We start from the raw sequence: 26,356 nt of genomic DNA, 5'->3' as shown, positions 1-26,356 counted from the left end.
GGCGTTCCGTGACAGGTTCAGCAGGTCATCAGCGGATGTTGATGACGGTCTGGGTGATCTGGTCCTGCGTGGTGATCATCTGCGCGTTGGCCTGGAAGTTGCGCTGCGCGGTGATCATGTTCACCAGCTGCTCGGTCAGGTCCACGGTCGATGCTTCCAGCGCGCCGGCCTGGATCTTGCCGAGGTTGGAGCTGTCAGGCGCGGCGGTGCGCGGGGTCCCCGACTCGAAGGTTTCCACCCACAGGTTGTTGCCCTTCTGCGCCAGGCCCTGGGTGTTGTTGAAGCTGGTCAGGGCGACCTGGCCCAGCGGTTTGTCATCGCCATTGGAGTAGCGCGCGTAGACCACGCCGCTGTCGGACACGGTGATCTCGTTGAGCTTGCCGGCCGCATAGCCGTCCTGCTGCGTGTTGCGCAGGGCGAACTTCTCGCCGTACTGGGTCGAACCGCTGATATCCAGCGTCATGTTCAGTTCGCCCGCACCCGTGGTGGGGGTGAACGTGCCGAGGCTGATCTTGGCGTCGGCCGGGGTCGTGAGCTTGCCGCTGTTGTCGAACGCGATCGCGGTCGGAGTACCGGCCGGTTCGCCATCGACGTAGTTGTGCACGGTCCAGCCGTTGGTCGCGGCGTCCTTGACGAAGTAGGACACCTGGATGTGGCTCACGCCCAGCGAGTCATAGACGGTGATGCCACCGCTGGACTGGTTGTAGCTGTTGGAATCGGTCGGATCGAAATCGGCGACCGTGGGCTGCTTGGCGTTGGCGGGCAGGGTGAAGCCCACCTTCACTTCGCTGGTCTGCTTGGGCGGGCTGTCGGTGGTCAGCAGCTGCAGGTCGACCAGGCGGCCGGCGTCGAAGCTGGTGCCATCCGCATTGGGTGCGAAGACCTGCAGGCGTGCGCCCTGCGGGTTGACCACGTAGCCGGCCGAGTCGGTCTGGAAGTTGCCGGCGCGCGAATAGACGCGTGCGCCGTTCATGTTCATGGTGAAGAAGCCCTCACCGGAAATGGCCATGTCCAGGCTGCGGCCGGTCTGGTCGTTGTTGCCCTGGATGAACTGCTGCGCCACGTTGGTGACGCGCGCGCCCGAGCCGGTCTGGTTGTTGGACAGGCCGTAGCTGGTGGCGGCGAACAGGTCGGCGAATTCAGCGCGCGACTGCTTGAAGCCGACCGTGTTGACGTTGGCAACGTTGTTGGCGGTGACGCTGAGGTCGGTATTGGCGGCGTTGATGCCGGACAGCGAGACGTTGAAGCCCATGGGATTGCTCCTGGTAGATGCGGGGGGGGCGGCTCAGCTGACGCGGAGCACGTAATCGATCGGGGCCGTGCCCAGGCCCTTGAGGTTCAGGTACAGGCCATCGGAACCAACGGTCACGCTTTCCACTGGTGCCTGCACGTACGTGGAGAGCTTGGTGCTGGTGCCCGCGGTGTCGACGTGGTTGGCGACGATGGAGTACTTGCCCGGTTCCATGCGCTTGCCATTGGCGTCCTTGCCGTCCCACTTGAACGCGACCTCACCGGCGGCGCTGGCCTCGACACTGATCGAGGTGACCTTGCTCCCGTTGGCATCGGTGACATCGACGGTGACGATGCCAGCGGCCGGTGCAGCGACGGTGCCGCTGACATCGCCTTCCGCTTCGAGTACCAGCTTCTCAGACGGCACCAGCACTTCATGGCCGACCAGTGCCGCGCCACGCAGTACCTGGTCGCTGGCCATCGATTCCTGGAAGCCCTTCACCGAGGTGTTGAGGTCGGTGATGCCCTGCACGGTGGACATCTGCGCCATCTGCGCGACCATCTGCGTGTTGTCCATCGGCTTCAGCGGATCCTGGTGCTGCAGCTGCTCGGTCATCAGGCGCAGGAAGTCGGCCTGGTCGAGCGTGTTCTTCTTCTTGGTGCTGTTGCTGTTGGGGGCGTTCAGGCCGAGTGCGGCGTAGACGTCCTGGTTGCTCTGGGTGGCGACGGTGGTCATGCGGTGGTCCTCGCGGGCGCGCCTCAGCGGCCCATGGTCAGGGTGGCCAGGGCCAGTTCCTTGGCGGTGGTCAACATCTCCACGCCCGCCTGGTAATTGCGCGAGGTCGAGATCAGGTTGACCATCTGCGCCACCGGATCGACGTCGGGCTGGTAGATGTAGCCATCGGCATCGGCCAGTGGATGGCCGGGCTCGTAGCGCTTGATCGGCGCCGCATCGCTCTGGGTGATTTCCTTGACCTGCACCGAGGTGATGTTCGGATCGGTCTTGCTGGTCACGGCCTGGAAGATCGGCTCCAGCGGCTTGTAGACCGCGTCGGCCGAGCCGGCGATGCTGTCGGCGTTGGAAAGGTTGGAGGCGATGGTGCTCATGCGCACCGACTGCGCCTGCAGTGCGGAGCCGGCGATATCGAAGATCGGCAGGTTGCTCATGGCTTACTGCCCCGTGATCGCGGTGAGCATGGAACGGACCTTGCTCTCGACAAAGCTGAGCGAGGCACGGTATTCCAGCGCGGCGCGGCCATAGGCAGCACGCTCGGCATCGGGGTCGACGGTGTTGCCGTCCAGACTGGGCTGCACGCCCTCGCGGGCCACCTGGAACGGGTTCAGGCCACTACTGATCTGGTAGTGCTGCTCGTTCGTGGTGGTCATCAGGCCGTTGGCGTCCAGCCCCTGGGCATTGCGCAGGGCGGCGTCGAAGTCCAGGTCCTGGGCCTTGTAGCCGGGAGTGTCGGCATTGCCGAGGTTGCTGGCGATCAGCTTCATCCGCTGTTCGCGCAACGGCATGGCCTGGGCATGCACGCCCAGGTAATCGGTAATCAGGTTGCGCACGGTGCACTCCCACGGGAACGATGCCCGGGAAGCTGCAAGGGGTGTGCCAAAGGCGTGTGGGCCGCCGGGCATGGCCCGGCGCTACCTCTGGGGTGCGGGAGATCGCAGTAGCGCCGCGCCCGGCGGGGGTTCGCGTGGGGCGGCCTTACGCCGCCATTGCCACCTTGCGCAGGCGGTCCAGCACGAAGTCGGCCAGCTCATGCGGCGAGTACTTGGCCACGAAGGCGTTGGCGCCCACGCGTTCCACCATCGCATTGTTGAATACGCCGGACAGGGAGGTGTGCAGCAGCACATACAGCCCGGACAGGCCGGCGTGGCGCCGGATTTCCGTCGTCAGCGTATACCCGTCCATGGCCGGCATCTCGATGTCCGAGATCACCATGGCGTAGCGGTCGGCCGGGTTTTCGCCTGAAGCGTGGATCTGCAGCAGGTGGTCCAACGCCTGCTTGCCATCGGAGAGCAGGGTGGCGCCCACCCCCAGCTGGTCCAGCACGCTGCGGATCTGCTGGCGGGCCACGCGCGAGTCGTCCACCACCAGCACCTGCAGCTGCGGGGCGTCGGCCGGCATGGCCATGGTCGGGTCCAGCACGGCTTCGCCACGGATCTGGGCGATGTCGGCCAGCACGCTTTCCACGTCGATCACCTGGATCAGCTCGCCCTGGAAGCGGGTCACCGCGGTCAGGTAGCTCGATTCGGCGCCCAGCTCCGGCGGCGGGTGGATGTCCTCCACCGCGATGTTGACGATGCGCTCGACCCCGCTCACCAGGAAGCCCTGGATCGAGCGGTTGAACTCGGTCACCACCAGGTAGCCGGGGGCGGTGTCCGCGTCCGGCTCACGCTCGGGGTGGCCGATGGCCAGTCCCAGGTCCAGTACCGGCACCGAGCGGCCCCGCACGTCGGCCACGCCGGCGAACTGGCCGGGCAGGCCGGGCACCTGGAACAGCTCCGGGCGGCGCAGGACTTCCTGCACCTTGAAGACGTTGACGCCAAAAAGCTGACGTCCGCCGAGACGGAACAGCAGCAGCGCCAAGCGATTGTGGCCGGCCAGTCGGGTCCGCTGGTCGATCCGGTTGAGCAGGTCATGGGACATGGCTGCTCTATCGGCGTGGGGGCGGCCAAACTTGAGGCGTATCTGCATCGGTAGAGTCGACCGTTGGTCGACTGCCTGATTGGTAGGGTCGCATCCCTCCCTCTGGCACGGCGCTTGCACGCACTCGGCCAGGTCTTACCGAACAGGAGGCGCCATGCGCCTGATCACATCTCTATTGGCCATCGCCCTGGCGTTTGCCTCGCCATGGGCGGCCGCTGCCGACTGGCAGCCGGTCGCCAGCATCCGTACAGCGGCGCTGTCGACCCTGCCTGCCGGCAGCGAGGGCGAGGCCGTGGTGGCCGATGCAATGCGCCTGCCGCGCTGCGGGTTGGCCCTGCAGGTGCAGCCCACCGCCAATACCACGGTGGAGGTCAGCTGCCCCGATGCCGGCGGCTGGCGCCTGTTCGTACCGGTGAAGGTGCGCCGCAACCAGGCCGTGCTGGTGCTCACCCGTGGCATTGCCACTGGAGAAACCCTGGCCGCGGCCGATATCAGCACTGTCCAGCGTGACGCCGCACGGATCGCCGGCGCCGTGCTGTCCGATCCCGCCGCGGCGGTCGGTCGCATTGCCCGTCGGCCCCTGCAGGCCGGAAGCCTGCTGTCGGCCAACGACCTCGTCACCGAACGTCTCATCAAGCGAGGAGACAGCGTGGCGCTGGTGTCGCGGCGCGGTTCGGTCGAGGTGCGCATTGCCGGCCGGGCGATGGGCGATGCGGGCGAGAACGACCGGGTTTCGGTAGAGAACCTGTCCTCCCGCCGCATCGTGCAGGGGACCGTGGACGCCCATGGTGACGTAATCGTGGCGCGTTGAAAAAGTAAGAGATTTCCCTAAAGATCACGGCCCAGCGGCCGTTATCCCTTGTGAACGGCAACTCCAGGACACCCCATGAGCCAGAAAATCGACGGCAACCTGCAGGTCCCCCAGGCACTGCGCAGCGTGACGACCCCGGCCACCAAGCCCGGCGTCAGCGGCGATGCACCGGCGCGCCCGGTGGAGGCTGCGGACAGCCTGCGCCTGACCGGCGAGGCCACCAACCTGCAGGCGCTCGAGCGTGAGCTGAGCACCGCCCCGGCCATCGACACCCAGCGTGTCGCCGCCGTGCGCGAGTCGCTGCAGAACGGCAGCTACAGGATCAATCCGGACGCGATCGCATCGCGCATGCTCGAACTGGACCAGCAGCTGCAGGGATGACCGCGGCAATGAGTGAACATCTTCAGCGACTTTCCCAGGCCCTGGATGTCGAACATCAGGCCCTGGTCGAGCACGATGTGCACGCGCTGATCCGCGCGACCGGCGCCAAGCTGGAAGCACTGCGCGCCCTGGATACCACCCCGCCGGTGGGCGAGGGCGAGCAGCTGCAGGCGTTGGCCGAGCGCAACCGCGCCAACGGCGTGCTGCTGTCGCGCCGCCGCCGCGAGGTGGACTGGGCGCTGCGCCAGCTCGGCCGCACCGAGGCATCGTCCTCATACGACGCCAAGGGCCAGGCCCACACGGTCAACGCACGCCGGCCACTGGCCGTCGCCTGATCGATCCACCGGCCGCCGGCAGCAGCCGGTGGGCTGCTGCGATGGCGCGGCAGCGCGTATATTGGGTGCTTGTCCGCAAGCCCCCGAGTCGCCGTGTCCGCCGCCAACGCCCTGGTTACCGCCCCCCTTCCGCCGCAGCCGGTGCTGCAGGCCCTGCTGGAGCGCGTGCGCGAAGGCATGCTGCTGTTCACCGAAGACGGGCAGGTCGCCCTGGCCAATCCGGCCGCACAGAACCTGCTGGGCAGCAACGAGACCACCGGGCCCGCGCCGCAGCGCCTGCGTGAGCTGCTGCCGCCGGATGCACTGGAGCAGGCGCGCCTGCACGGGCAGTGGAACGGCAGCCTGCCGGTCGGCGAGGGCGTGGTCATCGCCCACCTCTACCACCACGGCCAACCGGGCAGCGGCCACTACCTGGCCCTGTTCCGCCCCATCGAGGGGCAGGAAGACTACGAGCGCGAGCTGCAGCAGCGCCACGCCGAACTGCGGCAGGCCTACCTGCGCCTCAACGGCACCCAGGAAAAGCTGCTGCAGTCGGAAAAGATGGCCTCCATCGGCCAGCTCGCCGCCGGCGTGGCGCACGAGATCAACAACCCGATCGGCTACGTGCACTCCAACCTGGGCAGCCTGCAGGAATACCTGCGCAGCCTGTTCACCGTCATCGAAGCGTACGAGCGGGCTCTGCGCGCGCCGGATCCGAAGGCGCTGATCCCGGAAATCGACGATATCCGTGACCGCCTGGACATCGATTTCATCAGCCGCGACCTGCCGCAGCTGATGGCGGAATCGCGCGAGGGCATCGAGCGGGTGACCCGCATCGTGCGCGACCTGAAGGACTTCTCGTATTCCGGCCGCGACGAGTCGTGGAAGCTGGTAGACCTGCATTCCGGGCTGGAATCGACCATCAACATCATCTGGAACGAGCTCAAGTACAAGGTCACCCTGCACCGTGAGTTCGGCCAGCTGCCACTGGTGGAGTGCCTCCCTTCGGAGTTGAACCAGGTCTACATGAACCTGCTGCTCAACGCCGGCCATGCGATCGCCGAGCGCGGCACCATCACCGTGCGTACCGGCGTGGACGGCGACACGGTCTGGGTGGAGTTCGAGGACACCGGCGGCGGTATTTCGCCGGAACTGCGCCAGCGCATCTTCGATCCGTTCTTCACCACCAAGCCGGTGGGCAGCGGCACCGGCCTGGGCTTGTCGATCTCTTACAGCATCATCAACAAGCACCACGGCCGCATCGACCTGGACAGCACACCCGGCGTCGGCTCGCGCTTCCGGGTGGTTCTGCCGATCAAGCAGCCGCGCTGACGGCGGCTGCCGGACATTCCGCTTGGCATGGCCCGGCGCCGCCCGCGCGCATCGGTAGCGCCGGGCCATGCCCGGCGGTTTCCCTCACCGCAGCGGCGAGCGATCCTCGCCGGCATCCACCGCTTCCACCGCCGTCGGCCCGGCATTGCTGCGCCGCTGTTCCTCGTACGTGCGGAACGCCTGGTGGATGTGCTTGCGCAGCTCATCGTCGTTCCAGGGCTTGGTCAGGAAGCGGTAGATCGCGCCGCGGTTGATTGCATCGGTCACCGTGTTCAGATCGGTGTAGCCGGACAGCACCAGGCGGATCGTATCCGGGTACAGCATCTTCACCCGGCCGAGGAACTCGGTGCCGCTCATGTCGCTCATGCGCTGGTCGGACAGGATCACCTGCACGTCGTTGATCGCCAGCAGGTCGAACGCATCGCGCACGTTGCCGGCAGCCAGGATGCGGTAGCCATCGCGACGGAACAGGCGCACCAGCGAGCGCAGCACGTTCTCCTCGTCGTCCAGCAGCAGCAGGGTGCGGTCCGGGCGGGTCTCGGCGAAGGCCTCCGGGCGCAGGTAGCGGCGGCGCAGGGTCATGCCGGCCGCATCGGCCGACATCGGCTCGCCGAACAGGTAGCCCTGGAACACATCGCAGTCGTTGCGACGCAGGAAGCCCAGCTGTGCCTGCGATTCCACGCCGTTGGCAATCACCGTCATGCCCAGCTGGTGGCCCATGGCGATGATCGCGCGGGCGATGGCGGCCTCGCGGTTGCCAGCCGGTGCGCTCTTGATGAAGCTGCGGTCGATCTTCAGCTTGTCCACCGGGTAGCGCACCAGCGCGCTGAGGCTGGAATCGCCGGTGCCGAAGTTGTCCAGGCTCAGGCTGATGCCTTCGTTGCGCAGGTTGGCCAGGGTCTCGTGGACGAAGTTGACGTTGTTGGTCAGCGCGCTTTCGTTGATCTCCAGCGTCAGCATCTGCGCCGGCACGCCCGCGGCCTGGATCAGCCCCATCACCTCGGCGAAGAAGTTCGGACGCAGCAGCTGCAGGGTCGACACGTTCACCGCGATGGTGAAGTCATCGAAGCCCTGGTCGCGCCACAGCCGCGCCTGCTTCAGTGCGCCTTCCAGCACCCAGGTGCCGATCTGCACGATGATGCCCAGGCGCTCGGCGGTGCGCATGAAGCGCTCCGGTACCAACATGCCCAGAGTCGGTGACTGCCAGCGCAGCAGCGCCTCCATGCCCACCACGTGGCCATCGCGGGCGCTGACCAGCGGCTGGTAGCGCAGCTTCAGTTCGCCGTTGGGGATCGCATCGACGATCTGGCGGGCGATGATGCTCTCGCTGTGCGCGCTCGGCGGGGTGTCCACCGCGTGGATGCGCACCGCATTGCCGCCTTCGCGGGCGGCCTGGTACAGCGCATCCTCGGCGTGGTCGAGCAGGCGCGAAGCGTTGCTGGCATGCTCCGGGCACAGGCTCACGCCCAGCTTGCCGGTCATGAAGAGTGTGTACGGCAGCACCGACAGCGGCAGTTCCATCTGCTGTCGGATCTCTTCGGCGAAGTCTTCGGGCAGCGGGAGGTCGGCGGTGCGCGGCACGGCCAGCAGGAATTCATCGCTGCCGTGGCGCCACAGCTTGCCGCGGCCGCGCAGGTAGGACTGCAGGCGCTGCGCGACCAGCACCAGAGCCTGGTCGCCGACTTCGGCACTCATGTTTTCGTTGACCGATGCGAAGTGGTCGATATCCACGTGCATCAGCATCAGCGGGGTGCCGCCGGAGGCGGCTTCGGTGACCATGGCCTGCAGCTCGGGGTTGCCGGCGCCCAACCGATCGGGGGCGTCGTCGATGCTGACAGGGGGCATGTTGGGGTTCCACATGGCTCAGCGTTCCGGGGAATCAGCGGCGATCGCAGTGACCGCCTGGTAAGGAAGATGGACGTCGACGAGCGTACCGGCGCCATGCGCCGACTCGATGCGGACGTTGCCGCCGACGCTCTGCGCACGTTCGCGCATCACGATCAGGCCCAGGCCGCGCGGGCCGTCCGGGTCGAAACCCTCGCCGTCGTCGCGGATCAACAGGTGCAGGCCACGTTGATCGACATCGCGCAGCTGCAGCTGCACCTGGCTGGCACGGGCGTGGCGCAGCACGTTGGTGAGGCTTTCCTGGGCGATGCGGAAACAGGCCTGTTCGATGCTGTTGTCCGGGCGCGAGGGCAGGGTGTCGATCTCGGCCAGCAGCTCCACCGGCGAGGAACGGAACAGCACCCGTGCCTGCCAGCTCAGTGCAGCCTCCAGGCCCAGGGCGTCCAGCTGCGGCGGGCGCAGCAGGGTGGAGATGTCGCGCAGCTTGGCCACCGTGGTGTCGGCGAGGCTGACGATCTGCGCCAGGTCTTCGCTGCGGCGGCGTGCGTCTGCTTCATCCTGCGCGGCGCAGGCGGAAAGCTTGATGGCGGTGATGGCCTGGCCGATGTCATCGTGCAGGTCGCGCGAGATGGCGCGGCGCTCGTCTTCCTGCAGCGAGAACAGGCGGCCGGCCATGGCCTGCAGTTCGCGATTGCTGGTTTCCAGCGCGGTGCGCGTGCGCTCGGATTCGCTCAGGTCACGCACGATCAGCAGCTTGCAGTCGCGGCCGCCGTAGCGGACCTCGCCCACCGCCAGGCCGGCGTGGAAGCGGCGGCCATCGGCCCGCTGCATCACCACCACGCTGTTGTGCCCGGGGCTGTGCTGCGGCTGGCCGGCGCGCAGCTGCAGGCGCACCCGCTCCAGTTCCGCCGGGTCCACCAGTGCGTCCAGCGGCTCGCCCAGCAGGGTCTGGCTGCCATAGCCGAACAGGGCCGCGGCCCAGGCGTTGGCATACAGCACGTGCTCGTCGGACAGGATCACCACGCCGTCGGGGAGCACACGCACCAGCTCGCGGAACTGCTCCTCGCGCTCACGCAGCAGGCGCCGCGACTGTTCGCGCTCGGTCACGTCCTGCAGGGTGCCCAGTACCCGCTCGCGGCCGGCCTCGTCCGTGCCACAGGCCGCGCGCAGGTGCACCATCAGGGTGCGGCCATCCATCGACAGTACAGGCAGCAGCACATCCACCTGCAGCTTGCGGTCGGTGCACAGTTCGGCCAGCAGCTGCTCGGTCTGCGCGGCCGTGGTCGGATCGGCCGGCACCAGCAGCTCATCGAAGCGATGCCAGCGCCGCGCCTCGGGCGGGCGGCGGCCCAGCAGGCGGTACACCTGGCTGGAGTAGCGGCCGAGGCCGCTGGACGGGTCCAGCTCCCAGGCACCGATGCGGGCCAGTTCGTGTGCCTCTTCCACGCGGGCCAGGGCCTGGTCGCGGCGCAGCTGGGCCAGGTCCTCGGCGGTGCGGTCGATGGCGATCAGCAGGCGGGCATTATGGCCGTCGTAGTCGATCGCGTTCGAGCGCAGTTCCATCTGCCGGCGGCTGCCATCGCGCAGCTGCAGCGGGGTGCGCAGCACGCAGATCTGCTCGGGCGCCTCGCGGATCGCCTCCAGCTTGTTCTGCAGGATCAGCCTGTCGCCGGGTGGCCACAGCACGTCGATGGTCTGCTCCAGCAGCGCCTCGCGCTTCCAGCCGAAGGCCAGGCAGGCGGCCGGGTTGGCGTCGAGGATGGCCAGGCTGTCCAGGTCGTAGACAAGGATCGGCCCGGGGTTGCCTTCGAACATCTGCCGCAGGCGCAGCTCCGAGCCCTGCAGGCGCGCATGGGTGCGCAGTACGTGTTCGGCCAGGGGGCGCAGCAGCAGGTACAGCAGGCCGGCGCTGGCAAAAGCGAAGAAGGCGTCCTTCACGGTCTGCCAGAACGCCAGCTGCCGCGGGTCCGACATCATTGCCGCCATGGCGCCATCGGTTGCGATCATCCAGGCCAGCGCCAGCATCAGATAGGTCAGCACCACCCGACGGCGGTCACGACCCAGTGCCTTCGCCATCTGCGGGTCGGGAGCGGGGAGGGTGCCGGTCGGTTCTGCGGGCATGGGCAGGGCAGGAAGAGGGGGCGCCGGCCATCTTACCGCGCGGGTGCGCCCTGGCACTCAATTATCCGCCGGACGCGCCGTTAACCACTTCGTGCCCCGCTGTCGGGCGCGCCATTCCGGAGCAACATCGCGTGGACCAAGGCATTATCGCCAGCCTGCTGCAGCACCCGCTTGCCTCGGCGCTGGTCATCGTCGACCGTGGCGGGCGTCCACTGGCAGCCAACCCGGCCGCGCGCGAACACGGCCTGCCGGCGACGGTGGCCGCCTACGCGCCGATGCTGGAGGACCTGCGCCTGCTGGCGGCCGACGGTGGCATCGTCGCCTGCAGCCTGCCGGGCGGCCCACGCGGCCACTACGACGGCTACCTGCGCGCGGTGCACGATGGCAGCGGCAACCTGCTGGCATTCACGCTCAGCGTGCCCGAGCCGGTGCCGGTCGATGCCGGTGGCCGTTGGGAGCTGGCGCTGGAGAGCGCCGGCCACAGCCTGTGGGACTGGGATATTCCCAGTGACCGGGTGGTACGGACGCCTTCGCTGGTGGACGAGACCGCCAACAACATCATTTCCCGTGTCCACAGCGATGACCTGGCCGACATGCGTGCGGCGCTGGACGAGCACCTGCGCGGCCACAGCGAGCAGTACAGCGCCCAGTTCCGCTTCCGCCAGGAGGATGGCCAGTGGCGCTGGGTGCTCGATCGCGGTCGCGTGGTTGCACGTACGGCCGATGGACAGCCGCTGCGCATGGTCGGCACCCATACCGATATCGAGCAGCAGAAGCAGCTGGAAGCGCTGCTGCAGGAACAGCAGCTGCACCTGAGCGAGGCCCAGCGCATCGCCAGCATGGGCAGCTGGTCGTTCGACCCCACCAACCGCCGGTTCTGGTGGTCGCCCGAGCTACGCTCGCTGCTGGCCCTGGCGCCCGGCGAAGTGCCCGGCCAGCGACGCTGGCTGAAGCAGCTGCACCCGCGCTCGCGCGGCGCGCTGCGTGCGGCCTGGCGCCGGCTGTGGCGCGACGGCCGTGCCGCCAACCTGGAACTGGAACTGACCCGCGGCAGCGAGCCGTCCCAGCACCTGCGCCTGTGGATGCAGCCGCTGCTGGACATGGATGGCCATCCCAAGCGCCTGCTGGGCCAGGTGCAGAACATCACCGAACAGCACCAGACCGATGCACTCATCCGCTGGCGCACTGAACTGCTGAACCGTGTCTCCGCGCTGGGCCGCATCGGCGGCTGCGAGATCGAGGTCAGCACCCGGAACATGCAGTGGACCGAGGAGTGCTACCGCATCCACGGCCTGCGCAAGGAGCCGATTACCTTGGAGCAGGCGCTGGCCCTGTACACCGAGGATTCGCGCGCGCACTTTGAAGCCGCACTGCTGCGTATCGCCGGTGGTGGCCTGCCCGAACAGCTGGACCTGTGCTTCTACCGCCAGTCCGGCCTGCGTGTGTGGGTGCAGGTGTTGATTGAGCTGGATCGTCGCGACGGCCTGCCGCCGCGCTTCGTGGTCCTGTTCCGTGACATCACCCGCGAGCGCGAAGCCAACGAGCGCATCGAGCTGTTGGCCCACTACGACCTGCTGACCGGCCTGCCCAACCGCTTGCTGCTTGGCGAGCAGACCGCCGAGGCCATCGAGGAGGCGCGCGACCGCGGCACCTCGCTGGCGATGCTGTTCATTGATCTGGATGGCTTCAAGAACATCAACGACAGCTTCGGCCACGCCACCGGCGATGCGCTGCTGAAGGCCGCAGCCACCCGCCTGCACCAGAACCTGCGCAACAACGATCTGTTCGGCCGCTTCAGCGGCGACGAATTCATCGTGGTGCTGCGCGACCTGGCCGAGCCGGAGGATGCCGGCCACGTGGCGCGCAAGCTGATCGGCTCGCTGGCCGAGCCGCTGCGCCGTGGCGACACCACCCTGAAGGTCGGCGCGAGCGTGGGCATCGCCATGCTGGGCGACAGCCAGACCGATTTCGACTCCCTGCTGCGTGCCGCCGACGCGGCGATGTATGCGGCCAAGGAAGCCGGGCGCAACACCTATCAGTACTACAGCCAGGACGCCCTGGCGCGCATCCAGCGCCGGCTGGAAATCGAGCACGGCCTGCACGGCGCCATCGAGCGCGAGGAATTCAGCCTGGCCTACCAGCCGCTGCTGCATGCCCACCACGGTGAGCCGCCGGCGATCGAAGCGCTGCTGCGCTGGCATCGTCCCGGCGTGGGCTACTGCAGCCCGGCCGAGTTCATTCCCATTGCCGAGAAGTGCGGCGAGATCGTCCGCATCGGCGATTGGGTGCTGTCCGAAGCCTGCCGCCAGGCGGCGTCGTGGGATCGTGCCGGCCTGCGTTTCGAGCGCATCGCGGTGAACGTATCGGCCGTGCAGCTGCGTGACCGCGGGTTCGCCGAGCGCGTGATCGAGATCTGCCACGCCCATGGGTGGCCGCCGCAGCGGCTGGAGCTGGAACTGACCGAATCGGCGTTGATCCGTGACACCGACATCCTGCGCCACTGCTTCGATGTGCTGGAACGACACGGCGTGCCGCTGGCGGTGGATGACTTCGGCACCGGCTTCTCCAACCTGCATTACCTCAACCGATTCCCGGTGGGGCGCCTGAAGATCGACCGCAGTTTCGTCCAGGGCATGCTGCACGACACGGGTACGGCCGAAGTCACCCAGGCCATCGTCCACCTGGGCCACGCGCTGGGCATGAAGGTGGTGGCCGAGGGCGTGGAAACGCACCAGGAAGAAGACATGCTGCGCCGGCAGGGCTGCGACGAGATCCAGGGCTACCTGTACTCACGCCCGCTCAGCCCGCGCGACCTCGCGCTGTGGCTGCGCCAGCAGCACGCCCCGCCAGAACTCGCCCTGGCCCGTTGACGGTAGCGCCGGGCCATGCCCGGCGGCATTGATCTGCGCCCTGGTGGGTGCCGGCCGTTGGTCGGCGCGGATGCCCGCATTGGCGCTCATCCACGCATGGCGTGGATCTACCGGTCGAGGAACCGCCGCGGAAATTCCGAGCGCAGCCGTGCCCTTACGGCCTCGACCACGTTGGCATAGCGTCGCCGCTGGATACGGTAGCCCAGGTAGAAGATCACCGGGCACGCCAGCATCGGCCATGCCATCGGCCGCACCAGCATGATCGGTACCACCAGTAGGGTCAGGGCCAGCGCGAACCAGCTGCAGCGCCCGATCACGCGCACCTCGCGGCGCCGTTTGTCGACCACCAGCAGGCCGTGCATCAGCGCGAAGTAGCGCCCCCCGAAGGTCGGCTCGAAGCTCTCACGGAAGGCCACGCTGCCGTCGGGCAGGGCATGGAATGCCAGGCGCAGCCATTTATCGATGGGAAGATCGTGGTCCAGCCCGGCCAGCGACACCTGGCTGAGCTCAGCAGGCGAAGCGGCGACACGCTGGTTGAACAGGATGATGCCGGTGCGGTAGAAAAACGGCGCCCAGAAGATCAACAGCAGGACTTCGACCAACAGCAATGCGATGAGGGCGATGGCCATCGGTCTTCCATGGACGGGACCGGCGCATCATGCCATAGCGATTACGCCACGCGCGTAGATCCACGCCATGCGTGGATGGTGTCAGGATGGTCCTGCTCCTACATGTCAGTCATCTTCAGGCAGATCGCTCAGGTCCAGGATCTGCGGATTGACACTGCTGGCAACGATGCTCCTTATCAGCCCCGGGCGTCGTCGAAGCGAGTAGGCGCGTATCGCATGGACGGGGCTGAATTCACACAGGGGGTGGCGCGAGTGCCCCACGATTACGGGTCTGTTGAAGTTAACGTCCCTGGGATCATCCAGTGGCAGGTCCCACCTCCCACCGTGCAACACCCTGACGGTCTCTCCCGGGTATCGGGCAAGTATGATCCTCAGGGAGTCCCGCTCATCATCTGACAGTGTGACTGCCATCAAGTCATGCAGGCGTTCCAGCCTGTCGAGGCTTTCGGGGCTTCCATCGAGCGCAATGCCATGGATTCGTGCTTGCACGACCAGCCATTCATTCTGGCCGTCCATGAGCATCAGGAATTGATCAAAGGCTTCGCCGGCCTCGTCCAGGTCAAGCGTCATGCTGATGCCGTGCCAGATGGAGCAGACAGTGTGTCCCTTCCATGAAGCGCACGCGATGCAACAAATCCTAAATTGGCATCAGTGGTGCCGGATCGGGCACCCGTCAGGGATGTTTCAGCGCATCCCCATCCAGCCCAAGATCCCAGGCCATCCCCAGCAGCTCACCCGCGGGCGCCGACGGGGCAGGGCGGGCATCGGCCAGCTGCCTCAGCTCCTCGATTTCCTCGCGTGCCACCGCCTCCAGCTGCTGCAGCTGTTCGCGCACGCTGGGGTTGCGCGGGCGTTCGGCGGGGTCGATCGGGGGCAGGGCGCGGATCAGGGTCATGGTGCGCGGGTCGGGTGCATGCAACGGCAGGTTACAGGCAAAGGCCCCGGAATGACCGGGGCCTTGCGGGCTGCCGGAGCAGGCAGCGGACATCAGGATCAGAACAGCTCGACCGTGCCGGCGCCCATGTTCTGCTGGGCCACCGGCTTGTGCGGCGGGCGCTCCCACTCGCTGCGCAGTTCGCGCAGGCGGCTGCCGGTGCGCTGCAGCGCGGTGGCGATCTCTTCGTCGAACACGCCGCCGTTACGGTGCAGCAGTTCCTGCAGGGCCACGGCTTCGCGGTTGATCGCGGTCAGGCGGTCCAGGTGGGTGTGCACGCCGCCCAGGGCCTGGGTGGCGATATCTTCGAACTGCAGGGCGCGCACGGCCTCTGCCACGCTGCCGTCGATCGAGCGGGCGCACTCGGACACTTCGCGCATGCCATCGCCCAGCGAGGCATTGATCTGCGCCACGTTGTCCAGCATCGCCGCTGCTTCCTGGCGTGCTTCGCGGGAACGGTCCATGTCACGCGAGGCCATGTGCGAGACCGTCTCGCGCACCTTGGCGATGGCGTCCTTGGAGCTGTGGGCCAGCTTGCGGATCTGTTCGTTGAAGGTGGTCGAGCGCTCGGACAGATTGCGCACTTCGTCGGCCACCACCGCGAAGCCACGACCGGCTTCACCGGCACGGGCTGCTTCGATGGCCGCGTTCAGCGCCAGCAGGTTGGTCTGGTCGGCAATCGACTTGACGTCTTCCAGCAGGGCGAAAATGCCGTCCAGGTGCTGGGCCATCTGGTCAATGTGCTGCACGGTGGTGCTGCTCTGGCCGCTCACCTGTTCCAGTGCTTCCACCAACTGTTCCATGCGGTGGTTGGCGTGCTGGGCGAAGCGGGCGACGTCGAGGCCGGCAGTGCCTTCCTCACCGGCGCGGTCGACGATGCGCGACAGGGCCTGGCTCTGCTGGCGCGACTTGCGGTTCATCGCATCGAAGCTGCCACCGAGGCTGGAGACGGCCTGGCGGATCAGGTCACGGGCGCGTTCGACTTCGCCACGCGAACCGTCGATCTCGTTGCCGACGAAGCTGCGCAGTTCGGTCAGCAGCTGGTCCTGCTCACGCAGGACACGGGCATGTTCCGGGGAACGCTGCGCCTGGGCGCGGGTGGTCCACCACGCAAAGCCCAGCCAGCTCAGCGTCATCGTGGTCAGGATCGCCCAGCGCAGGGCGGCCGGCCATTCGAAACCGATGGCGAAGGGGAGCAGCAGGGTCAAGGCCAGGGGGGCGGCCAGACGGATGAAAATGCGTGAGTACATGGACGTTCTCGGGAGGTGCACGGAGGATGTATCGGCCGTACGCCCTTTCTCTTTAACGTCGATGTGGCTTTTGGGCGCGCCGGATTTCCGACGCTTCCGCCTGGCATGGCCCGGCGCTACCTTGGCGGCGCTTGACCGGTAGCGCCGGGCCGTGCCCGGCGGCTGTTGCGGTCAGGCCAGCTGCCGGTCCACGGCATCGACCATCGCCTTGCGGCTGAGCAGGAAGTCCCAGTAGCTGCCACCCAGCTGCCGCCACAGCACCGCGGCGCGCACGGCGGCCAGCAGCAGCGCGCGGATCTCGGCCACTACGCCAGCCTGGCCCAGGTAATGCGGGTTGCCCTGCACCATGACCCGCGGCTTGAGGTGGCTGATGGTGTCTGCATACAGGCCGCCCAGCGCGGCCAGAACATCGGGGTGGCTGCTGTCGCCCAGCTCGGCGGCCTGGCGCTGGGCACGCTCGATGCCCGAAGCGACCTTGTTCACGGTGGCGCCGTCCTGCACGAACCGCCGCTCCAGCTGCAGCACCGACAGGGCCAGCTTGGGCAGGATCGGGTCCTGGCCCTGGTTGCGGAAGTAGTTGTGCAGCAGGCGCAGGCCGGATTTCAGTGCGTCCCGGTCACCGAAGACCTCCTGCGGCGAGGCGGCGTCGATGCGGAACACGCTGTCCACCGCGGTACGCACCGCCGCGGCGTCGGAATGGCCGGTATCGGCGATGCGGCGTACCTGCTGCAGGGCCTGGGCAATGCCAGCCAGGGCCAGGACGCGGTCGTCGACAGTGAAACTCATGCAGCGATTACCTCAAAAGGAGAAGGGGTGGTACGCAGGCGCTGTTCCAGCGGCGCATCGGTGGCGGCGATCACCGCGCCGCCCAGGCAGACGTCGCCGTCATACAGCACCAGCGACTGGCCCGGGGTCACGGCGCGCTGCGGGCGGGCAAAGGTCACCTGCACGCTGCCATCGTCCAGCACCTCGACCCTACACGGCTCGTCCGGCTGCCGGTAGCGGGTCTGTGCGGTGCACTCGAAGCGGCGGGCCGGCGGGGCCCCGGCAATCCAGTGCGCGGTTTCCGAGCGCAGGCGGTCGGACAGCATCCACTTGCTGTCCCGATCCTGGTCCACGTACAGCACGTTGCTGGCCACGTCCTTGCCGACCACATACCACGGCGCCGCCGGGCGGCCGCGCACGCCGCCGATGTTCAGGCCCTCGCGCTGGCCCAGAGTGAAATAGAACACGCCCGGGTGCTCGGCGATGACGCTGCCGTCGGCCGGGTCGAGGATCTGGCCGGTCTTCGCCGGCAGGTAGCGGCCGAGGAACTCGCGGAAGTCACGCTCGCCGATGAAGCAGATGCCGGTCGAATCCTTCTTGGCATGGGTCGGCAGGCTGACGTCGCGGGCGATCCGGCGCAGGTCGCTCTTTTCCAGGTCGCCAATCGGGAACAGGGTGGCGGCCAGCTGTTCCTGCCCCAGCTGGTGCAGGAAGTAGCTCTGGTCCTTGGAACGGTCGGCGCCGCGCAGCAGCAGCCACTGCTGGCCGCGCTGGGCGACCCGCGCGTAGTGGCCGGTGGCGATGCGCTCGGCCCCCAGCTCGCGGGCGGCGTCCAGGAAATGCTTGAACTTCACTTCGCGGTTGCACAGCACGTCCGGGTTGGGCGTGCGGCCGGCGGCGTACTCGGCCAGGAAGTGCTCGAACACGCCCCGCCAGTACTCACTGGAAAAATCGCGGAAGTGGAACGGGATGCCGAGCAGGCCGCAGACGGCCACCGCATCGCGGCGGTCATCCTCGGCACGGCAGTCGCCGCTGCCATCGTCGGCCCAGTTCTGCATGAACAGGCCGGCCACGGCTTCGCCCTGCTGCACCAGGCGCCAGGCGGCCACGGACGAATCCACGCCGCCGGACACGCCGACCATCACCCTTGGGCTGCTCATGCGACCTCCTGGACGAGGGAAAGCGGGTGGCGCTGGCCGGCCAGGTAGTCGGCCACCACCTGCCAGACCAGCGGGCTGCGCAGGCGCGGCCCGGCGGCCTGCAGCTCGGCCGGGTCCAGCCACAGCGCGCGGTCGATGCCGGTATCCAGCGGCTGCTCCGGGTCGTGCGAGAGCGGGCGGGCGGCGTAGCAGAAGCGCAGGAACGCCGTGCCGTCAGGCGCGGTCCACTGGTAGCAGCCGATGAAGGCGGTCAGTTCCACCGTCCAGCCGGTCTCCTCGCGCGTCTCGCGCAGGGCGGCGGCGGCCAGGCTCTCGCCCGCTTCCAGGTGGCCGGCGGGCTGGTTCAGCACCTGCCGCCCCTCGATGGTTTCTTCCACCAGCAACACGCGGCCGCCGTCGACCACCACGGTGGCCACGGTGGCATGCGGTGCCCAGCGCGGGTCCTGCACAGCGTTCAACTCAGAGGTCGTCCTTCTTGGTCAACTCCAGCTCCATCGCATCGGCGGTACGGATGGCTGCATCGATGGCGTCGCTGAGCTGGTCGGTGGTGGCATCGGCGTCGATCTTCACCACGAACATGGCGGTCTTGTCCTGCTTCACCCAGCCGCCCATCTTGGCGTCCTGGGAGTCCTCCAGCATGCGGTTGGCCACGGCTTCGGGGAACTGCGCGGTCTTGGACACGTAGCCCGGCGACCAGATCTCACGGATGTTGTGGCTGCCGAAGTCCTCCACGGCCGAACGCACGTAGACGATCTGGGTGCGATCGCCTTCGACATCGAACACCATCTGGTAATCGCCGTCCTCGTCCACCTCGAAGGTGTAGCCCAGCTTTTCCAGATGGCGGGCGATGGCGGCGTCGGCCTTGCTGCTCTCTGCGGCGGTCGCGGCACCTGCACTGCCGGCGGCAGCCAGGGCGAAAAGCAGGGCAGGCAGAAGGGTCCTTTTCATGAAAATCCTGTGAAACGTGGGGGACAGGCGTTGATTGTGACGGCGGCCGTGCGTGCCGTCCATTCCGAGGCGGGCCGACGCAGGACCGTCGCACCCTCTATAATGCCCACATGCCCCGCGAGTCCTCCCCCGAATCCCATCACGATCACGGTATTGCCGTGGAACCCGCGCGCCCGGAAGTGGCGCCGCCGCCGTTCTACCAGGTCATGATCCTCAACGACGACTACACCCCGATGGATTTCGTGGTGGACGTCCTGCAGCAGTTCTTCAGCATGGACCTGGACAAGGCCACGCAGGTGATGCTGCACGTCCATACCCGCGGCCGCGGTGTCTGCGGGGTCTTCACCCGCGAAGTGGCCGAGACCAAGGTCGCCCAGGTCAACGAGTACTCGCGCATGAACCAGCATCCGCTGCTCTGCACGATGGAAAAGGCCTGACTCCGGCGCATCGCCGGTAATCCGCACTGTTCCAGCCATGGCCGTTCTCTGGCCCCGTCTGCGTGCTCACGTTAAATCCGCCTGCCTTGCCCGCAAAGATCACGGGCGGGGCGCGTTGCGGGTCATCACGTGGCAATCGCTGGTGGCTCGGGTAGGGTTCGCCGAAGCTCCGGCGGGCTCCCCGGGCGTGAACGATGATCAAGCAATCCGCACTGCTAACGCCATCTGAACGCAGCAATCCGCTAGGGTGATGGAAATCGCGTAGTCAGGCCGCATATTGTCCCCATCTGCCGCCGGAGTAATCCATGTTCAGCAAAGACCTCGAACACACCATCGGCCAGTGCTACAAGCGTGCCCGTGAGGCCCGGCATGAATTCATGACGGTCGAACACCTGCTGCTGGCACTGCTCGACAACCCGTCCGCCCAGGCTGTGCTCAAGGCCTGCGGCGCCGACGCCGAGCGCCTGCGCCAGGAGCTGGAGCAGGCCATCGAGGCCTCCGTGTCCCGCCTGGCCGAAGACGATGGCCGCGATACCCAGCCGACCCTGGGCTTCCAGCGCGTGCTGCAGCGGGCCGTGTACCACGTGCAGTCCTCGGGCAAGAAGGAGGTCACCGGTGCCAACGTGCTGGTGGCCATCTTCGGCGAAAAGGACTCCCACGCCGTCTATTACCTCAACCAGCAGGACGTCACCCGGCTGGACGTGGTCAATTACCTGTCCCATGGCATCGCCAAGCTGGGCGAGGAGGGCGAGCAGCCGTCTTCCCCCGAGGGTGATGGCCGCATGGAGGGCGGGGACGGTGAGCCCAAGGGCGATGCCCTGACCGAATTCGCCAGCAACCTCAACGAACATGCCCGGGCCGGTCGCATCGACCCGCTGGTCGGCCGCGCCGACGAGATCGAGCGCACCATCCAGGTCCTGTGCCGCCGCCGCAAGAACAACCCGCTGTACGTGGGTGAGGCCGGCGTCGGCAAGACCGCCATTGCCGAGGGCCTGGCCCGCCGCATCGTCGAAGGCTCCGTGCCGGACGTGCTGGCCGATGCCGTCATCTACTCGCTCGACCTGGGCGCCCTGGTGGCCGGCACCAAGTACCGCGGCGATTTCGAGAAGCGCCTGAAGGGCGTGCTGACCGCGCTGAAGAAGGTGCCCAACGCGGTGCTGTTCATCGACGAGATCCACACCATCATTGGTGCCGGTTCGGCGTCGGGCGGCACCATGGACGCCTCCAACCTGATCAAGCCGGCCCTGGCGTCGGGCGAGCTGCGCTGCATCGGCTCGACCACCTTCCAGGAATACCGGGGTATCTTCGAGAAGGACCGTGCCCTGGCGCGGCGCTTCCAGAAGATCGACATCGTCGAACCCACCGTGGGTGAAACCTACGAGATACTGCAGGGCCTGAAGAGCAAGTACGAGGCTCACCACGGTGTGACCTATTCGGACGAGGCGCTGCAGGCTGCAGTGGATCTGTCGGTGAAGCACATCGCCGATCGCCTGCTGCCTGACAAGGCCATTGACGTCATCGATGAGGCCGGTGCCCGCCAGCGCCTGCTGCCGGAAGGTCAGCGCAAGGAGCTGATCGACGTCGAGGAGGTCGAGGCGATCATCGCCAAGATGGCCCGCATCCCGGCCAAGCAGGTCAGCGCGACCGACAAGGACGTGCTGCAGCACCTGGAGCGGAACCTGAAGATGGTGATCTTCGGGCAGGATCCGGCCATCGGCACCCTGGCCTCGGCCATCAAGCTGGCCCGCTCGGGCCTGGGCAATCCGGAAAAGCCGATCGGCAACTTCCTTTTCGCCGGCCCCACCGGCGTGGGCAAGACCGAGGTGACCAAGCAGCTGGCGCTGCAGTTGGGCATCGAGCTTGTCCGCTTCGACATGTCCGAATACATGGAAGCGCATTCGATCAGCCGCCTGATCGGTGCGCCCCCGGGCTACGTCGGTTTCGACCAGGGTGGCCTGCTGACCGAGAAGATCGTCAAGACCCCGCACTGCGTGCTGCTGCTGGATGAAATCGAGAAGGCCCACCCGGACATCTTCAACATCCTCTTGCAGGTGATGGACCGCGGCGTGCTGACCGATACCAACGGCCGCGAAGCCAACTTCAAGAACGTGGTGCTGGTGATGACCACCAATGCCGGCGCGGCCCAGGCCTCGCGACGTTCGATCGGCTTCACCAAGCAGGACCATGCCACCGACGCAATGGAGACCATCCGCCGCAGCTTCACGCCGGAATTCCGCAACCGCCTCGACGCGGTGGTGCAGTTCCAGCCGCTGGGCTTCGAGCACATCCTGCGCGTGGTCGACAAGTTCCTGATCGAGCTGGAGATGCTGCTGCAGGAAAAGCACGTCAGCCTGTCGGCCACCCCGACCGCGCGCGACTGGCTGGCCCACCACGGCTTCGACCCGCTGATGGGTGCCCGCCCGATGGCGCGCATGATCCAGGACAAGATCAAGCGTCCGCTGGCCGACGAACTGCTGTTCGGCAAGCTGGTCGATGGTGGTCGTGTCAGCATCGACGTGCGCGACGACGAGCTGGTGGTTGAGAGCCACGCCGAACCGGAGCGCCTGCTGCCGGCAACGGTGGAGTAAGGGCGCGGGTTGATGGATGTTGCAGGACAAGGGCGGCTTCGGCCGCCCTTGTTGTGTCTGCCATCAGCGGGTGCGTTTGCGCGCCTTCTGCTTGAAAGCCGCTGCATCGATCGGCTCGACACTGGCAATGGCGCAGTTGCCGCCATCGGTCCGCAGTTCGGTGCGCCCGGCGCCGCAGACCTGGCCCTGCTCGCCATCGGTCACGAAGGTCAGCTTGCGCGAGTAGCCGGCCTTGCTGCAGTCATCCCTGAAGTGCACCACGTAATGGTCCTGGCCATTGCGCAGCAGGATGTTGCGTGATGCGCCGGCGCGCACCAGCTGCAGGTCGGTGTCCAGCTGGATGCAGTCTTTCGTTCCGGCAGGAGGTACATCCGCGGCGTGCGCGGGCATCGCCAGCAGGGTGCCGGCAGACAGCGCCAGCGCGGCGAACAGGGCGGGCAGGGAGTGCATGTTCATGGCGGGGCAGGGGATGGCGATCCGGACTGGATCGGGTACCACCTTGCCGCCAACGATGCGAATGCGAATCTGCCTCAAGGCGGCCTGACCGATGCCACGGTGTGTTCGGTCAGGGTGACCTCCGGCAGGGCCGGATTGCAGGCATGACAAAAGGCCAGCAAGCGAGGCTGGCCTTGTCAGGATGGCGCAGAGCGCCGACCGCTTACTTCATGCGGTAGGTGATACGACCCTTGGTCAGGTCGTACGGGGTCATTTCAACCTTGACCCGATCACCGGTGAGGATGCGGATGTAGTTCTTGCGCATGCGGCCGGAGATGTGGGCGATGATTTCGTGCCCATTTTCCAGACGAACGCGGAAAGTGGTGTTCGGCAGCGTCTCGCTGACGGTGCCCTCGAACTCGATGGAATCGTCTTTCGACATGTAGTCCTGTGCGGTTCAGAAAACGGCCACGCTGGGCCTAAGGCGCAGTATTTTACGCGCCCTTCGTCCAGCTTGCAAAGATCTGGTTAATTTGCCGCCAGATCACGGGCTGGCATGCGCCCAACGACCTGGGTCCACGGGCCTTCACGGCCCTCCCGGCGCACCGCCTGGCGGACATGCTGCAGGAATTCCTCGCGCGGCAGGTGAACGGCCCCCATCCGCAGCAGGTGCGGGTTTTCCACCTGGGCATCGACCAGCGGCCAGCCCCAGCGGTGCAGGGTCGCGGCCAGCGCCGCCAGGGCGATCTTGGAGCCGCCGCTGACGCCGCTGAACATGCTTTCGCCGAAGAACATCTGGCCGATGGCCACCCCATAGATGCCGCCGACCAGGGACTGCTGGTCCCAGACCTCGAACGAGTGGGCGAAGCCGAGGTCGTGCAGGTGGCTGTAGGCGTGCACCATCTCCGGGCTGATCCAGGTGCCGTCCTGGCCCGGGCGGGGTGCGGAGGCGCAGGCCCGCATCACCCGATTGAAAGCGGTATCGGCGGTCACCTCCCAGGTGCTGGCACGCAACTGGCGGCGGAAGCGGCTGGACAGGCGCACGCCATCGGTGCGGAAGACCATGCGCGGATCGGGCGACCACCACAGGATCGGCTCGCCCTCGCTGAACCACGGGAAGATCCCGCCCGCGTATGCGTTGAGCAGGCGCAGCGGATGCAGGTCGCCGCCCACGGCCAGCAGTCCGTCGGGCTTGCGCAGCGCGGTCTCGGCGGGCGGGAAGGGCGAATCCGGCGCATCGGCCAGGCGCCAGGGCAACGGGCGGGTCATGCGGGCATTGTAGCGACGGCCGCACCGGTAGCGCCGGGCCATGCCCGGCGGTCGCTTTGGCAGATGCCAACCTTGGTTCGCAGGTCACTCGTCCGCGCGGAACGGGCTGTGCCCCATCAACGCCTGCCGGTACCGGCGCACGTCGCGCCGTTCCTGCCGGCACCACTCCTGCAGTGCCTCGGCAAAATCCGCATCGGCCACCCAATGCCGGCTGCGCACCAGCGTGGGCAGGAATCCTCGCGCCAGTTTGTGCTCGCCTTGCGCGCCCGGTTCGAAACGCATCAGTCCCTCGCGCAGGCAATACTCGATGCCCTGGTAGTAACAGGCCTCGAAATGCAGGCCGGGCAGGGTTGCCCCTCCCCAGTAGCGCCCATACAGCGTGTCGCCTCCGCGCAGGCACAGTGCACCGGCAATCGGCTCGCCCTCGAGCTCGGCCAGGAACAGCACCAGTCCGCGCCCCAGCGAAATCGCCAGGTGGCGCAGGAACGCCTCGGTCAGCGCCGGCGCATTGCCGTACTCAAGGAAGGTCTGCAGGTAGAAGCGGTACATCGCCTGCAGGTCGGCGCGGCTGGCCTCATCGCCATGCACCACCCGGAAGCTGATGCCCTGGCGGGCGACCTTTGCCCGCTCCTGGCGGATGTTCTTGCGACGCTTGTGGTCCATCGCACCGAGGAACTGCTCGAACGTGGTCCAATCGCCCGGGTTCTGCCACTGGAACTGCACGTCCTCACGCAACAGCCAGTCATAACTGAAGGCCTCGTCATCGCTGCTCGTATGGAAATTGATGTGCGCCGAGGACACGTCGAGCCCTGACAGCTGCTCGCGAAGCGCTGACAGCAGCGCAGGCCTGTCTGAATCGTGACGGGTCAGCAGGCGCGGCCCGGTCACCGGCGAATAGGGCACCGCGCCCAGCCATTTCGGGTAGTAGTCGCGACCATGCCGCGCGTAGGCATTGGCCCAGGCATGGTCGAACACGAACTCGCCGTGGGAGTTGGTCTTCAGGTAGCCGGGGATGGCGCCGATCAGGGTGCCGCCGTCCCACAGGGTGAAGTGCTGCGGCTGCCAGCCCCAGTCGTCGCGCAGGCAGCCGTGGGCTTCCATTCCGGACAGGAAGGCGTGGCTGACGAAAGGGTTGCGGCCGTCGTGCAGCGCATCCCAGTCGGTGGCGGGAATGGCCTGCAGGGTGTCGAGGAAGCGGGCGGAAGGCATGGGGGAAAGGATAGGGCAGGTCGGGTGCGAACGGGACTGGCGGAATTGGCTTGGTCTGTTTCGGGGCCGCCGTGAGGAAAGTTGTAAATCTTCGATTGTGCGTGGCTGGTGGAGGACCGCAGGATTGGTGTGGCACAGGGTGTGGGGGCGCTGCAGGATCGGCGCACCCACTTCAACGGAGAAATCAAAGATGAAAGGAATGCGTCTGGCTGTGCTGGCAGTTGTTTGTGGCTTGGCTTTTCCGCAGCAGGTGTCGGCGTCTGAGGCTCCGATCTCGCCTGGCATGGAAGATCCACGCATCTATGCTGAACTCGCGGCAATGCTTGAAAAGGAGGTGGGCGCCCGGTTGACGAGTCATCTGCAGCAACGAGGAATCCTGAGGCAGGTGACGGTCGGAATCGTGATCGAGCCGCGAAAGCGCAGGATGGTCGTCAACTTTGGGCCCGGGTATCTTCCAGGCGATGACCAGAACTATGGGGAGCTGTTCCTCATACCGTTGGCTGCCGACCTTCGGCATTACTCGGAGCGCGCAGGCCTTGAAATTCTGGACGTGGACTTCCTCTTTCAGGGCAAGCCGATGAGGGTTCATTTTCCCGAAGGTCATCCTGTGCGGGAGGCGGTGAAATCCAGATCCGCGCATTCGCAGGCCTTGGTTTCATCAAGTCATGGATACATCGCCTTGCATCCTAGTAGGGCATGGGAGTTTCAGCGCCCAGCGCCGCTAGGACTGCAGGAGGATGTGCTGAGTCCGGAGTATGGTGACGAGTTGCAGGGCTTGCTCGAGCAACGAAGCGGACTGGTCGTGCATCGAGCTCGCAGTCGCTCTACAGACCCGCATCCGGAGTCCGGGCACCCTTGGGAGCTTATGTCTTCCAGATATCACCTGAAAGCGCCCTTACCTGAGCGTGTTGACATCTGGAATGAGTTGCCGAACAGCCCTGATCGTATTCGAGAGGTGAATGAAGACATTCGCACTCGCCCCAACTATGCCAATCATCTTGGTGTGGACGTGATGTTGAGCCTGCATACCAACGGAAACTCTGCTCCTGGTATTCGCGGTGCTGAATCGCCCAGGGTTCCGTAGACACCTCGCAGCCATAAACTATGGCTTAGGCGGAGGTGATTATGAGCACGAAGCGGTACACCGATGAGTTCAAGATCGAGGCGGTCCG

At 66.7% G+C, this 26,356-nt stretch carries 27 protein-coding genes; 8 read left to right on the top strand and 19 right to left on the bottom strand.

Going from position 1 to position 26,356, the window contains the following annotated elements; all coding sequences use genetic code 11:
* Window positions 1–28 precede the first annotated feature (28 nt).
* The 5 genes from flgE to AC1VXD_RS06710 form a co-directional block, all read right to left on the bottom strand.
* On the bottom strand, window positions 29–1,252 hold the full coding sequence (flgE, locus tag AC1VXD_RS06730) for a flagellar hook protein FlgE (protein WP_079221841.1): 1,224 nt from the start codon (window positions 1,250–1,252) through the stop codon (window positions 29–31).
* 33 nt (window positions 1,253–1,285) lie between these two features.
* The gene (locus AC1VXD_RS06725) at window positions 1,286–1,966 is read right to left on the bottom strand and encodes a flagellar hook assembly protein FlgD (protein ID WP_482991416.1); all 681 of its coding nucleotides are present in this window, start codon (window positions 1,964–1,966) and stop codon (window positions 1,286–1,288) included.
* A gap of 23 nt (window positions 1,967–1,989) precedes the next feature.
* Window positions 1,990–2,397 carry a flagellar basal body rod protein FlgC gene (gene flgC / locus AC1VXD_RS06720; RefSeq protein ID WP_313148365.1) on the bottom strand — a complete coding sequence of 136 codons (408 nt, stop codon included), beginning with the start codon at window positions 2,395–2,397 and terminating at the stop codon, window positions 1,990–1,992.
* Window positions 2,398–2,400: 3 nt separating this feature from the next.
* Window positions 2,401–2,796, bottom strand: a complete 396-nt coding sequence (gene flgB, locus AC1VXD_RS06715; protein ID WP_482991415.1) for a flagellar basal body rod protein FlgB — start codon at window positions 2,794–2,796, stop codon at window positions 2,401–2,403.
* Window positions 2,797–2,941: 145 nt separating this feature from the next.
* On the bottom strand, window positions 2,942–3,886 hold the full coding sequence (locus AC1VXD_RS06710) for a chemotaxis protein (protein WP_079221845.1): 945 nt from the start codon (window positions 3,884–3,886) through the stop codon (window positions 2,942–2,944).
* A 154-nt stretch (window positions 3,887–4,040) separates the two neighbouring features.
* On the opposite strand from AC1VXD_RS06710, the gene flgA reads away from it, so the two are divergent.
* The 4 genes from flgA (at window position 4,041) to AC1VXD_RS06690 (ending at window position 6,724) form a co-directional block, all read left to right on the top strand.
* Window positions 4,041–4,697: a flagellar basal body P-ring formation chaperone FlgA gene (flgA, locus tag AC1VXD_RS06705; protein ID WP_482991414.1), complete on the top strand. Its 657-nt coding sequence runs from the start codon at window positions 4,041–4,043 to the stop codon at window positions 4,695–4,697.
* Between the two features lie 75 nt (window positions 4,698–4,772).
* Window positions 4,773–5,078, top strand: a complete 306-nt coding sequence (gene flgM / locus AC1VXD_RS06700) for a flagellar biosynthesis anti-sigma factor FlgM (protein WP_482991413.1) — start codon at window positions 4,773–4,775, stop codon at window positions 5,076–5,078.
* Window positions 5,075–5,413 carry a flagellar protein FlgN gene (locus AC1VXD_RS06695; RefSeq protein WP_482991412.1) on the top strand — a complete coding sequence of 113 codons (339 nt, stop codon included), beginning with the start codon at window positions 5,075–5,077 and terminating at the stop codon, window positions 5,411–5,413. The genes flgM and AC1VXD_RS06695 overlap by 4 nt, the downstream gene beginning before the upstream one ends.
* A gap of 93 nt (window positions 5,414–5,506) precedes the next feature.
* A complete protein-coding gene (locus AC1VXD_RS06690; protein WP_108768822.1) occupies window positions 5,507–6,724 on the top strand; it encodes an ATP-binding protein in 1,218 nt (405 codons plus the stop codon).
* Between the two features lie 84 nt (window positions 6,725–6,808).
* On the opposite strand, the gene AC1VXD_RS06685 is transcribed toward AC1VXD_RS06690, so the two are convergent.
* Together AC1VXD_RS06685 and AC1VXD_RS06680 are read right to left on the bottom strand one after the other, a co-directional pair.
* A complete protein-coding gene (locus tag AC1VXD_RS06685; RefSeq protein WP_482991411.1) occupies window positions 6,809–8,584 on the bottom strand; it encodes an EAL domain-containing protein in 1,776 nt (591 codons plus the stop codon).
* A gap of 3 nt (window positions 8,585–8,587) precedes the next feature.
* Window positions 8,588–10,690 (bottom strand): sensor histidine kinase, encoded by a 2,103-nt coding sequence (locus tag AC1VXD_RS06680; RefSeq protein WP_482991410.1) that lies wholly within the window; start codon window positions 10,688–10,690, stop codon window positions 8,588–8,590.
* A 131-nt stretch (window positions 10,691–10,821) separates the two neighbouring features.
* Between AC1VXD_RS06680 and AC1VXD_RS06675 the strand changes: the two genes are divergently transcribed.
* Window positions 10,822–13,560 (top strand): bifunctional diguanylate cyclase/phosphodiesterase, encoded by a 2,739-nt coding sequence (locus AC1VXD_RS06675; protein ID WP_482991409.1) that lies wholly within the window; start codon window positions 10,822–10,824, stop codon window positions 13,558–13,560.
* Window positions 13,561–13,667: 107 nt separating this feature from the next.
* Here AC1VXD_RS06675 and AC1VXD_RS06670 read toward each other — a convergent pair whose 3' ends face one another.
* The 8 genes from AC1VXD_RS06670 to AC1VXD_RS06635 form a co-directional block, all read right to left on the bottom strand.
* Complete coding sequence (locus AC1VXD_RS06670; RefSeq protein WP_482991408.1) at window positions 13,668–14,189, bottom strand: hypothetical protein; 522 nt, start codon at window positions 14,187–14,189, stop codon at window positions 13,668–13,670.
* A gap of 105 nt (window positions 14,190–14,294) precedes the next feature.
* A complete protein-coding gene (locus AC1VXD_RS06665; protein ID WP_482991407.1) occupies window positions 14,295–14,759 on the bottom strand; it encodes a hypothetical protein in 465 nt (154 codons plus the stop codon).
* Between the two features lie 103 nt (window positions 14,760–14,862).
* Window positions 14,863–15,084, bottom strand: coding sequence for a hypothetical protein (locus AC1VXD_RS06660; protein ID WP_482991406.1), 222 nt, complete (start codon window positions 15,082–15,084; stop codon window positions 14,863–14,865).
* Window positions 15,085–15,182: 98 nt separating this feature from the next.
* Window positions 15,183–16,373, bottom strand: a complete 1,191-nt coding sequence (locus AC1VXD_RS06655; protein ID WP_482991405.1) for a methyl-accepting chemotaxis protein — start codon at window positions 16,371–16,373, stop codon at window positions 15,183–15,185.
* A gap of 171 nt (window positions 16,374–16,544) precedes the next feature.
* On the bottom strand, window positions 16,545–17,159 hold the full coding sequence (hflD, locus tag AC1VXD_RS06650) for a high frequency lysogenization protein HflD (protein ID WP_482991404.1): 615 nt from the start codon (window positions 17,157–17,159) through the stop codon (window positions 16,545–16,547).
* Window positions 17,156–18,298, bottom strand: a complete 1,143-nt coding sequence (mnmA, locus tag AC1VXD_RS06645; RefSeq protein WP_482991403.1) for a tRNA 2-thiouridine(34) synthase MnmA — start codon at window positions 18,296–18,298, stop codon at window positions 17,156–17,158. Before mnmA ends, hflD begins: the two co-directional genes overlap by 4 nt.
* Entirely contained in the window at window positions 18,295–18,756 is a 462-nt protein-coding gene (locus tag AC1VXD_RS06640; protein ID WP_482991402.1) for an NUDIX hydrolase, read from the bottom strand. The genes mnmA and AC1VXD_RS06640 overlap by 4 nt, the downstream gene beginning before the upstream one ends.
* A 1-nt stretch (window position 18,757) precedes the next feature.
* Entirely contained in the window at window positions 18,758–19,246 is a 489-nt protein-coding gene (locus AC1VXD_RS06635) for a hypothetical protein (RefSeq protein WP_108768831.1), read from the bottom strand.
* Window positions 19,247–19,356: 110 nt separating this feature from the next.
* Between AC1VXD_RS06635 and clpS the strand changes: the two genes are divergently transcribed.
* Both clpS and clpA read left to right on the top strand, forming a co-directional pair.
* Window positions 19,357–19,683 (top strand): ATP-dependent Clp protease adapter ClpS, encoded by a 327-nt coding sequence (gene clpS / locus AC1VXD_RS06630; protein WP_079221861.1) that lies wholly within the window; start codon window positions 19,357–19,359, stop codon window positions 19,681–19,683.
* A gap of 305 nt (window positions 19,684–19,988) precedes the next feature.
* Window positions 19,989–22,271, top strand: coding sequence for an ATP-dependent Clp protease ATP-binding subunit ClpA (gene clpA, locus AC1VXD_RS06625; RefSeq protein WP_482991401.1), 2,283 nt, complete (start codon window positions 19,989–19,991; stop codon window positions 22,269–22,271).
* A gap of 63 nt (window positions 22,272–22,334) precedes the next feature.
* On the opposite strand, the gene AC1VXD_RS06620 is transcribed toward clpA, so the two are convergent.
* The 4 genes from AC1VXD_RS06620 to AC1VXD_RS06605 form a co-directional block, all read right to left on the bottom strand.
* Entirely contained in the window at window positions 22,335–22,727 is a 393-nt protein-coding gene (locus AC1VXD_RS06620; protein WP_482991400.1) for a hypothetical protein, read from the bottom strand.
* A 202-nt stretch (window positions 22,728–22,929) separates the two neighbouring features.
* Window positions 22,930–23,148, bottom strand: a complete 219-nt coding sequence (gene infA / locus AC1VXD_RS06615; RefSeq protein WP_005409596.1) for a translation initiation factor IF-1 — start codon at window positions 23,146–23,148, stop codon at window positions 22,930–22,932.
* An 86-nt stretch (window positions 23,149–23,234) separates the two neighbouring features.
* Window positions 23,235–23,975, bottom strand: a complete 741-nt coding sequence (gene aat / locus AC1VXD_RS06610; RefSeq protein ID WP_482991399.1) for a leucyl/phenylalanyl-tRNA--protein transferase — start codon at window positions 23,973–23,975, stop codon at window positions 23,235–23,237.
* Between the two features lie 84 nt (window positions 23,976–24,059).
* Window positions 24,060–25,184 (bottom strand): GNAT family N-acetyltransferase, encoded by a 1,125-nt coding sequence (locus AC1VXD_RS06605; RefSeq protein ID WP_482991398.1) that lies wholly within the window; start codon window positions 25,182–25,184, stop codon window positions 24,060–24,062.
* 190 nt (window positions 25,185–25,374) lie between these two features.
* Between AC1VXD_RS06605 and AC1VXD_RS06600 the strand changes: the two genes are divergently transcribed.
* On the top strand, window positions 25,375–26,268 hold the full coding sequence (locus tag AC1VXD_RS06600) for a hypothetical protein (RefSeq protein ID WP_482991397.1): 894 nt from the start codon (window positions 25,375–25,377) through the stop codon (window positions 26,266–26,268).
* Window positions 26,269–26,356 lie beyond the last annotated feature (88 nt).

It is taken from the genome of Stenotrophomonas sp. STEN054 (assembly GCF_056854535.1).
This window is presented reverse-complemented; position numbering and strand designations above follow the sequence as displayed.

Excerpts from the sequence above, each read along its gene's own strand:
- flgE (WP_079221841.1), bottom strand. The coding sequence starts at position 1,252 with ATGGGCTTCAACGTCTCGCTGTCCGGCATCAACGCCGCCAATACCGAC.
- AC1VXD_RS06725 (WP_482991416.1), bottom strand. The coding sequence starts at position 1,966 with ATGACCACCGTCGCCACCCAGAGCAACCAGGACGTCTACGCCGCACTC.
- flgC (WP_313148365.1), bottom strand. The coding sequence starts at position 2,397 with ATGAGCAACCTGCCGATCTTCGATATCGCCGGCTCCGCACTGCAGGCG.
- AC1VXD_RS06710 (WP_079221845.1), bottom strand. The coding sequence starts at position 3,886 with ATGTCCCATGACCTGCTCAACCGGATCGACCAGCGGACCCGACTGGCC.
- flgA (WP_482991414.1), top strand. The coding sequence starts at position 4,041 with ATGCGCCTGATCACATCTCTATTGGCCATCGCCCTGGCGTTTGCCTCG.
- flgM (WP_482991413.1), top strand. The coding sequence starts at position 4,773 with ATGAGCCAGAAAATCGACGGCAACCTGCAGGTCCCCCAGGCACTGCGC.
- AC1VXD_RS06695 (WP_482991412.1), top strand. The coding sequence starts at position 5,075 with ATGACCGCGGCAATGAGTGAACATCTTCAGCGACTTTCCCAGGCCCTG.
- AC1VXD_RS06685 (WP_482991411.1), bottom strand. The coding sequence starts at position 8,584 with ATGTGGAACCCCAACATGCCCCCTGTCAGCATCGACGACGCCCCCGAT.
- AC1VXD_RS06680 (WP_482991410.1), bottom strand. The coding sequence starts at position 10,690 with ATGCCCGCAGAACCGACCGGCACCCTCCCCGCTCCCGACCCGCAGATG.
- AC1VXD_RS06670 (WP_482991408.1), bottom strand. The coding sequence starts at position 14,189 with ATGGCCATCGCCCTCATCGCATTGCTGTTGGTCGAAGTCCTGCTGTTG.
- AC1VXD_RS06665 (WP_482991407.1), bottom strand. The coding sequence starts at position 14,759 with ATGACGCTTGACCTGGACGAGGCCGGCGAAGCCTTTGATCAATTCCTG.
- AC1VXD_RS06660 (WP_482991406.1), bottom strand. The coding sequence starts at position 15,084 with ATGACCCTGATCCGCGCCCTGCCCCCGATCGACCCCGCCGAACGCCCG.
- AC1VXD_RS06655 (WP_482991405.1), bottom strand. The coding sequence starts at position 16,373 with ATGTACTCACGCATTTTCATCCGTCTGGCCGCCCCCCTGGCCTTGACC.
- hflD (WP_482991404.1), bottom strand. The coding sequence starts at position 17,159 with ATGAGTTTCACTGTCGACGACCGCGTCCTGGCCCTGGCTGGCATTGCC.
- mnmA (WP_482991403.1), bottom strand. The coding sequence starts at position 18,298 with ATGAGCAGCCCAAGGGTGATGGTCGGCGTGTCCGGCGGCGTGGATTCG.
- AC1VXD_RS06635 (WP_108768831.1), bottom strand. The coding sequence starts at position 19,246 with ATGAAAAGGACCCTTCTGCCTGCCCTGCTTTTCGCCCTGGCTGCCGCC.
- clpS (WP_079221861.1), top strand. The coding sequence starts at position 19,357 with ATGCCCCGCGAGTCCTCCCCCGAATCCCATCACGATCACGGTATTGCC.
- clpA (WP_482991401.1), top strand. The coding sequence starts at position 19,989 with ATGTTCAGCAAAGACCTCGAACACACCATCGGCCAGTGCTACAAGCGT.
- AC1VXD_RS06620 (WP_482991400.1), bottom strand. The coding sequence starts at position 22,727 with ATGAACATGCACTCCCTGCCCGCCCTGTTCGCCGCGCTGGCGCTGTCT.
- infA (WP_005409596.1), bottom strand. The coding sequence starts at position 23,148 with ATGTCGAAAGACGATTCCATCGAGTTCGAGGGCACCGTCAGCGAGACG.
- aat (WP_482991399.1), bottom strand. The coding sequence starts at position 23,975 with ATGACCCGCCCGTTGCCCTGGCGCCTGGCCGATGCGCCGGATTCGCCC.
- AC1VXD_RS06605 (WP_482991398.1), bottom strand. The coding sequence starts at position 25,184 with ATGCCTTCCGCCCGCTTCCTCGACACCCTGCAGGCCATTCCCGCCACC.
- AC1VXD_RS06600 (WP_482991397.1), top strand. The coding sequence starts at position 25,375 with ATGAAAGGAATGCGTCTGGCTGTGCTGGCAGTTGTTTGTGGCTTGGCT.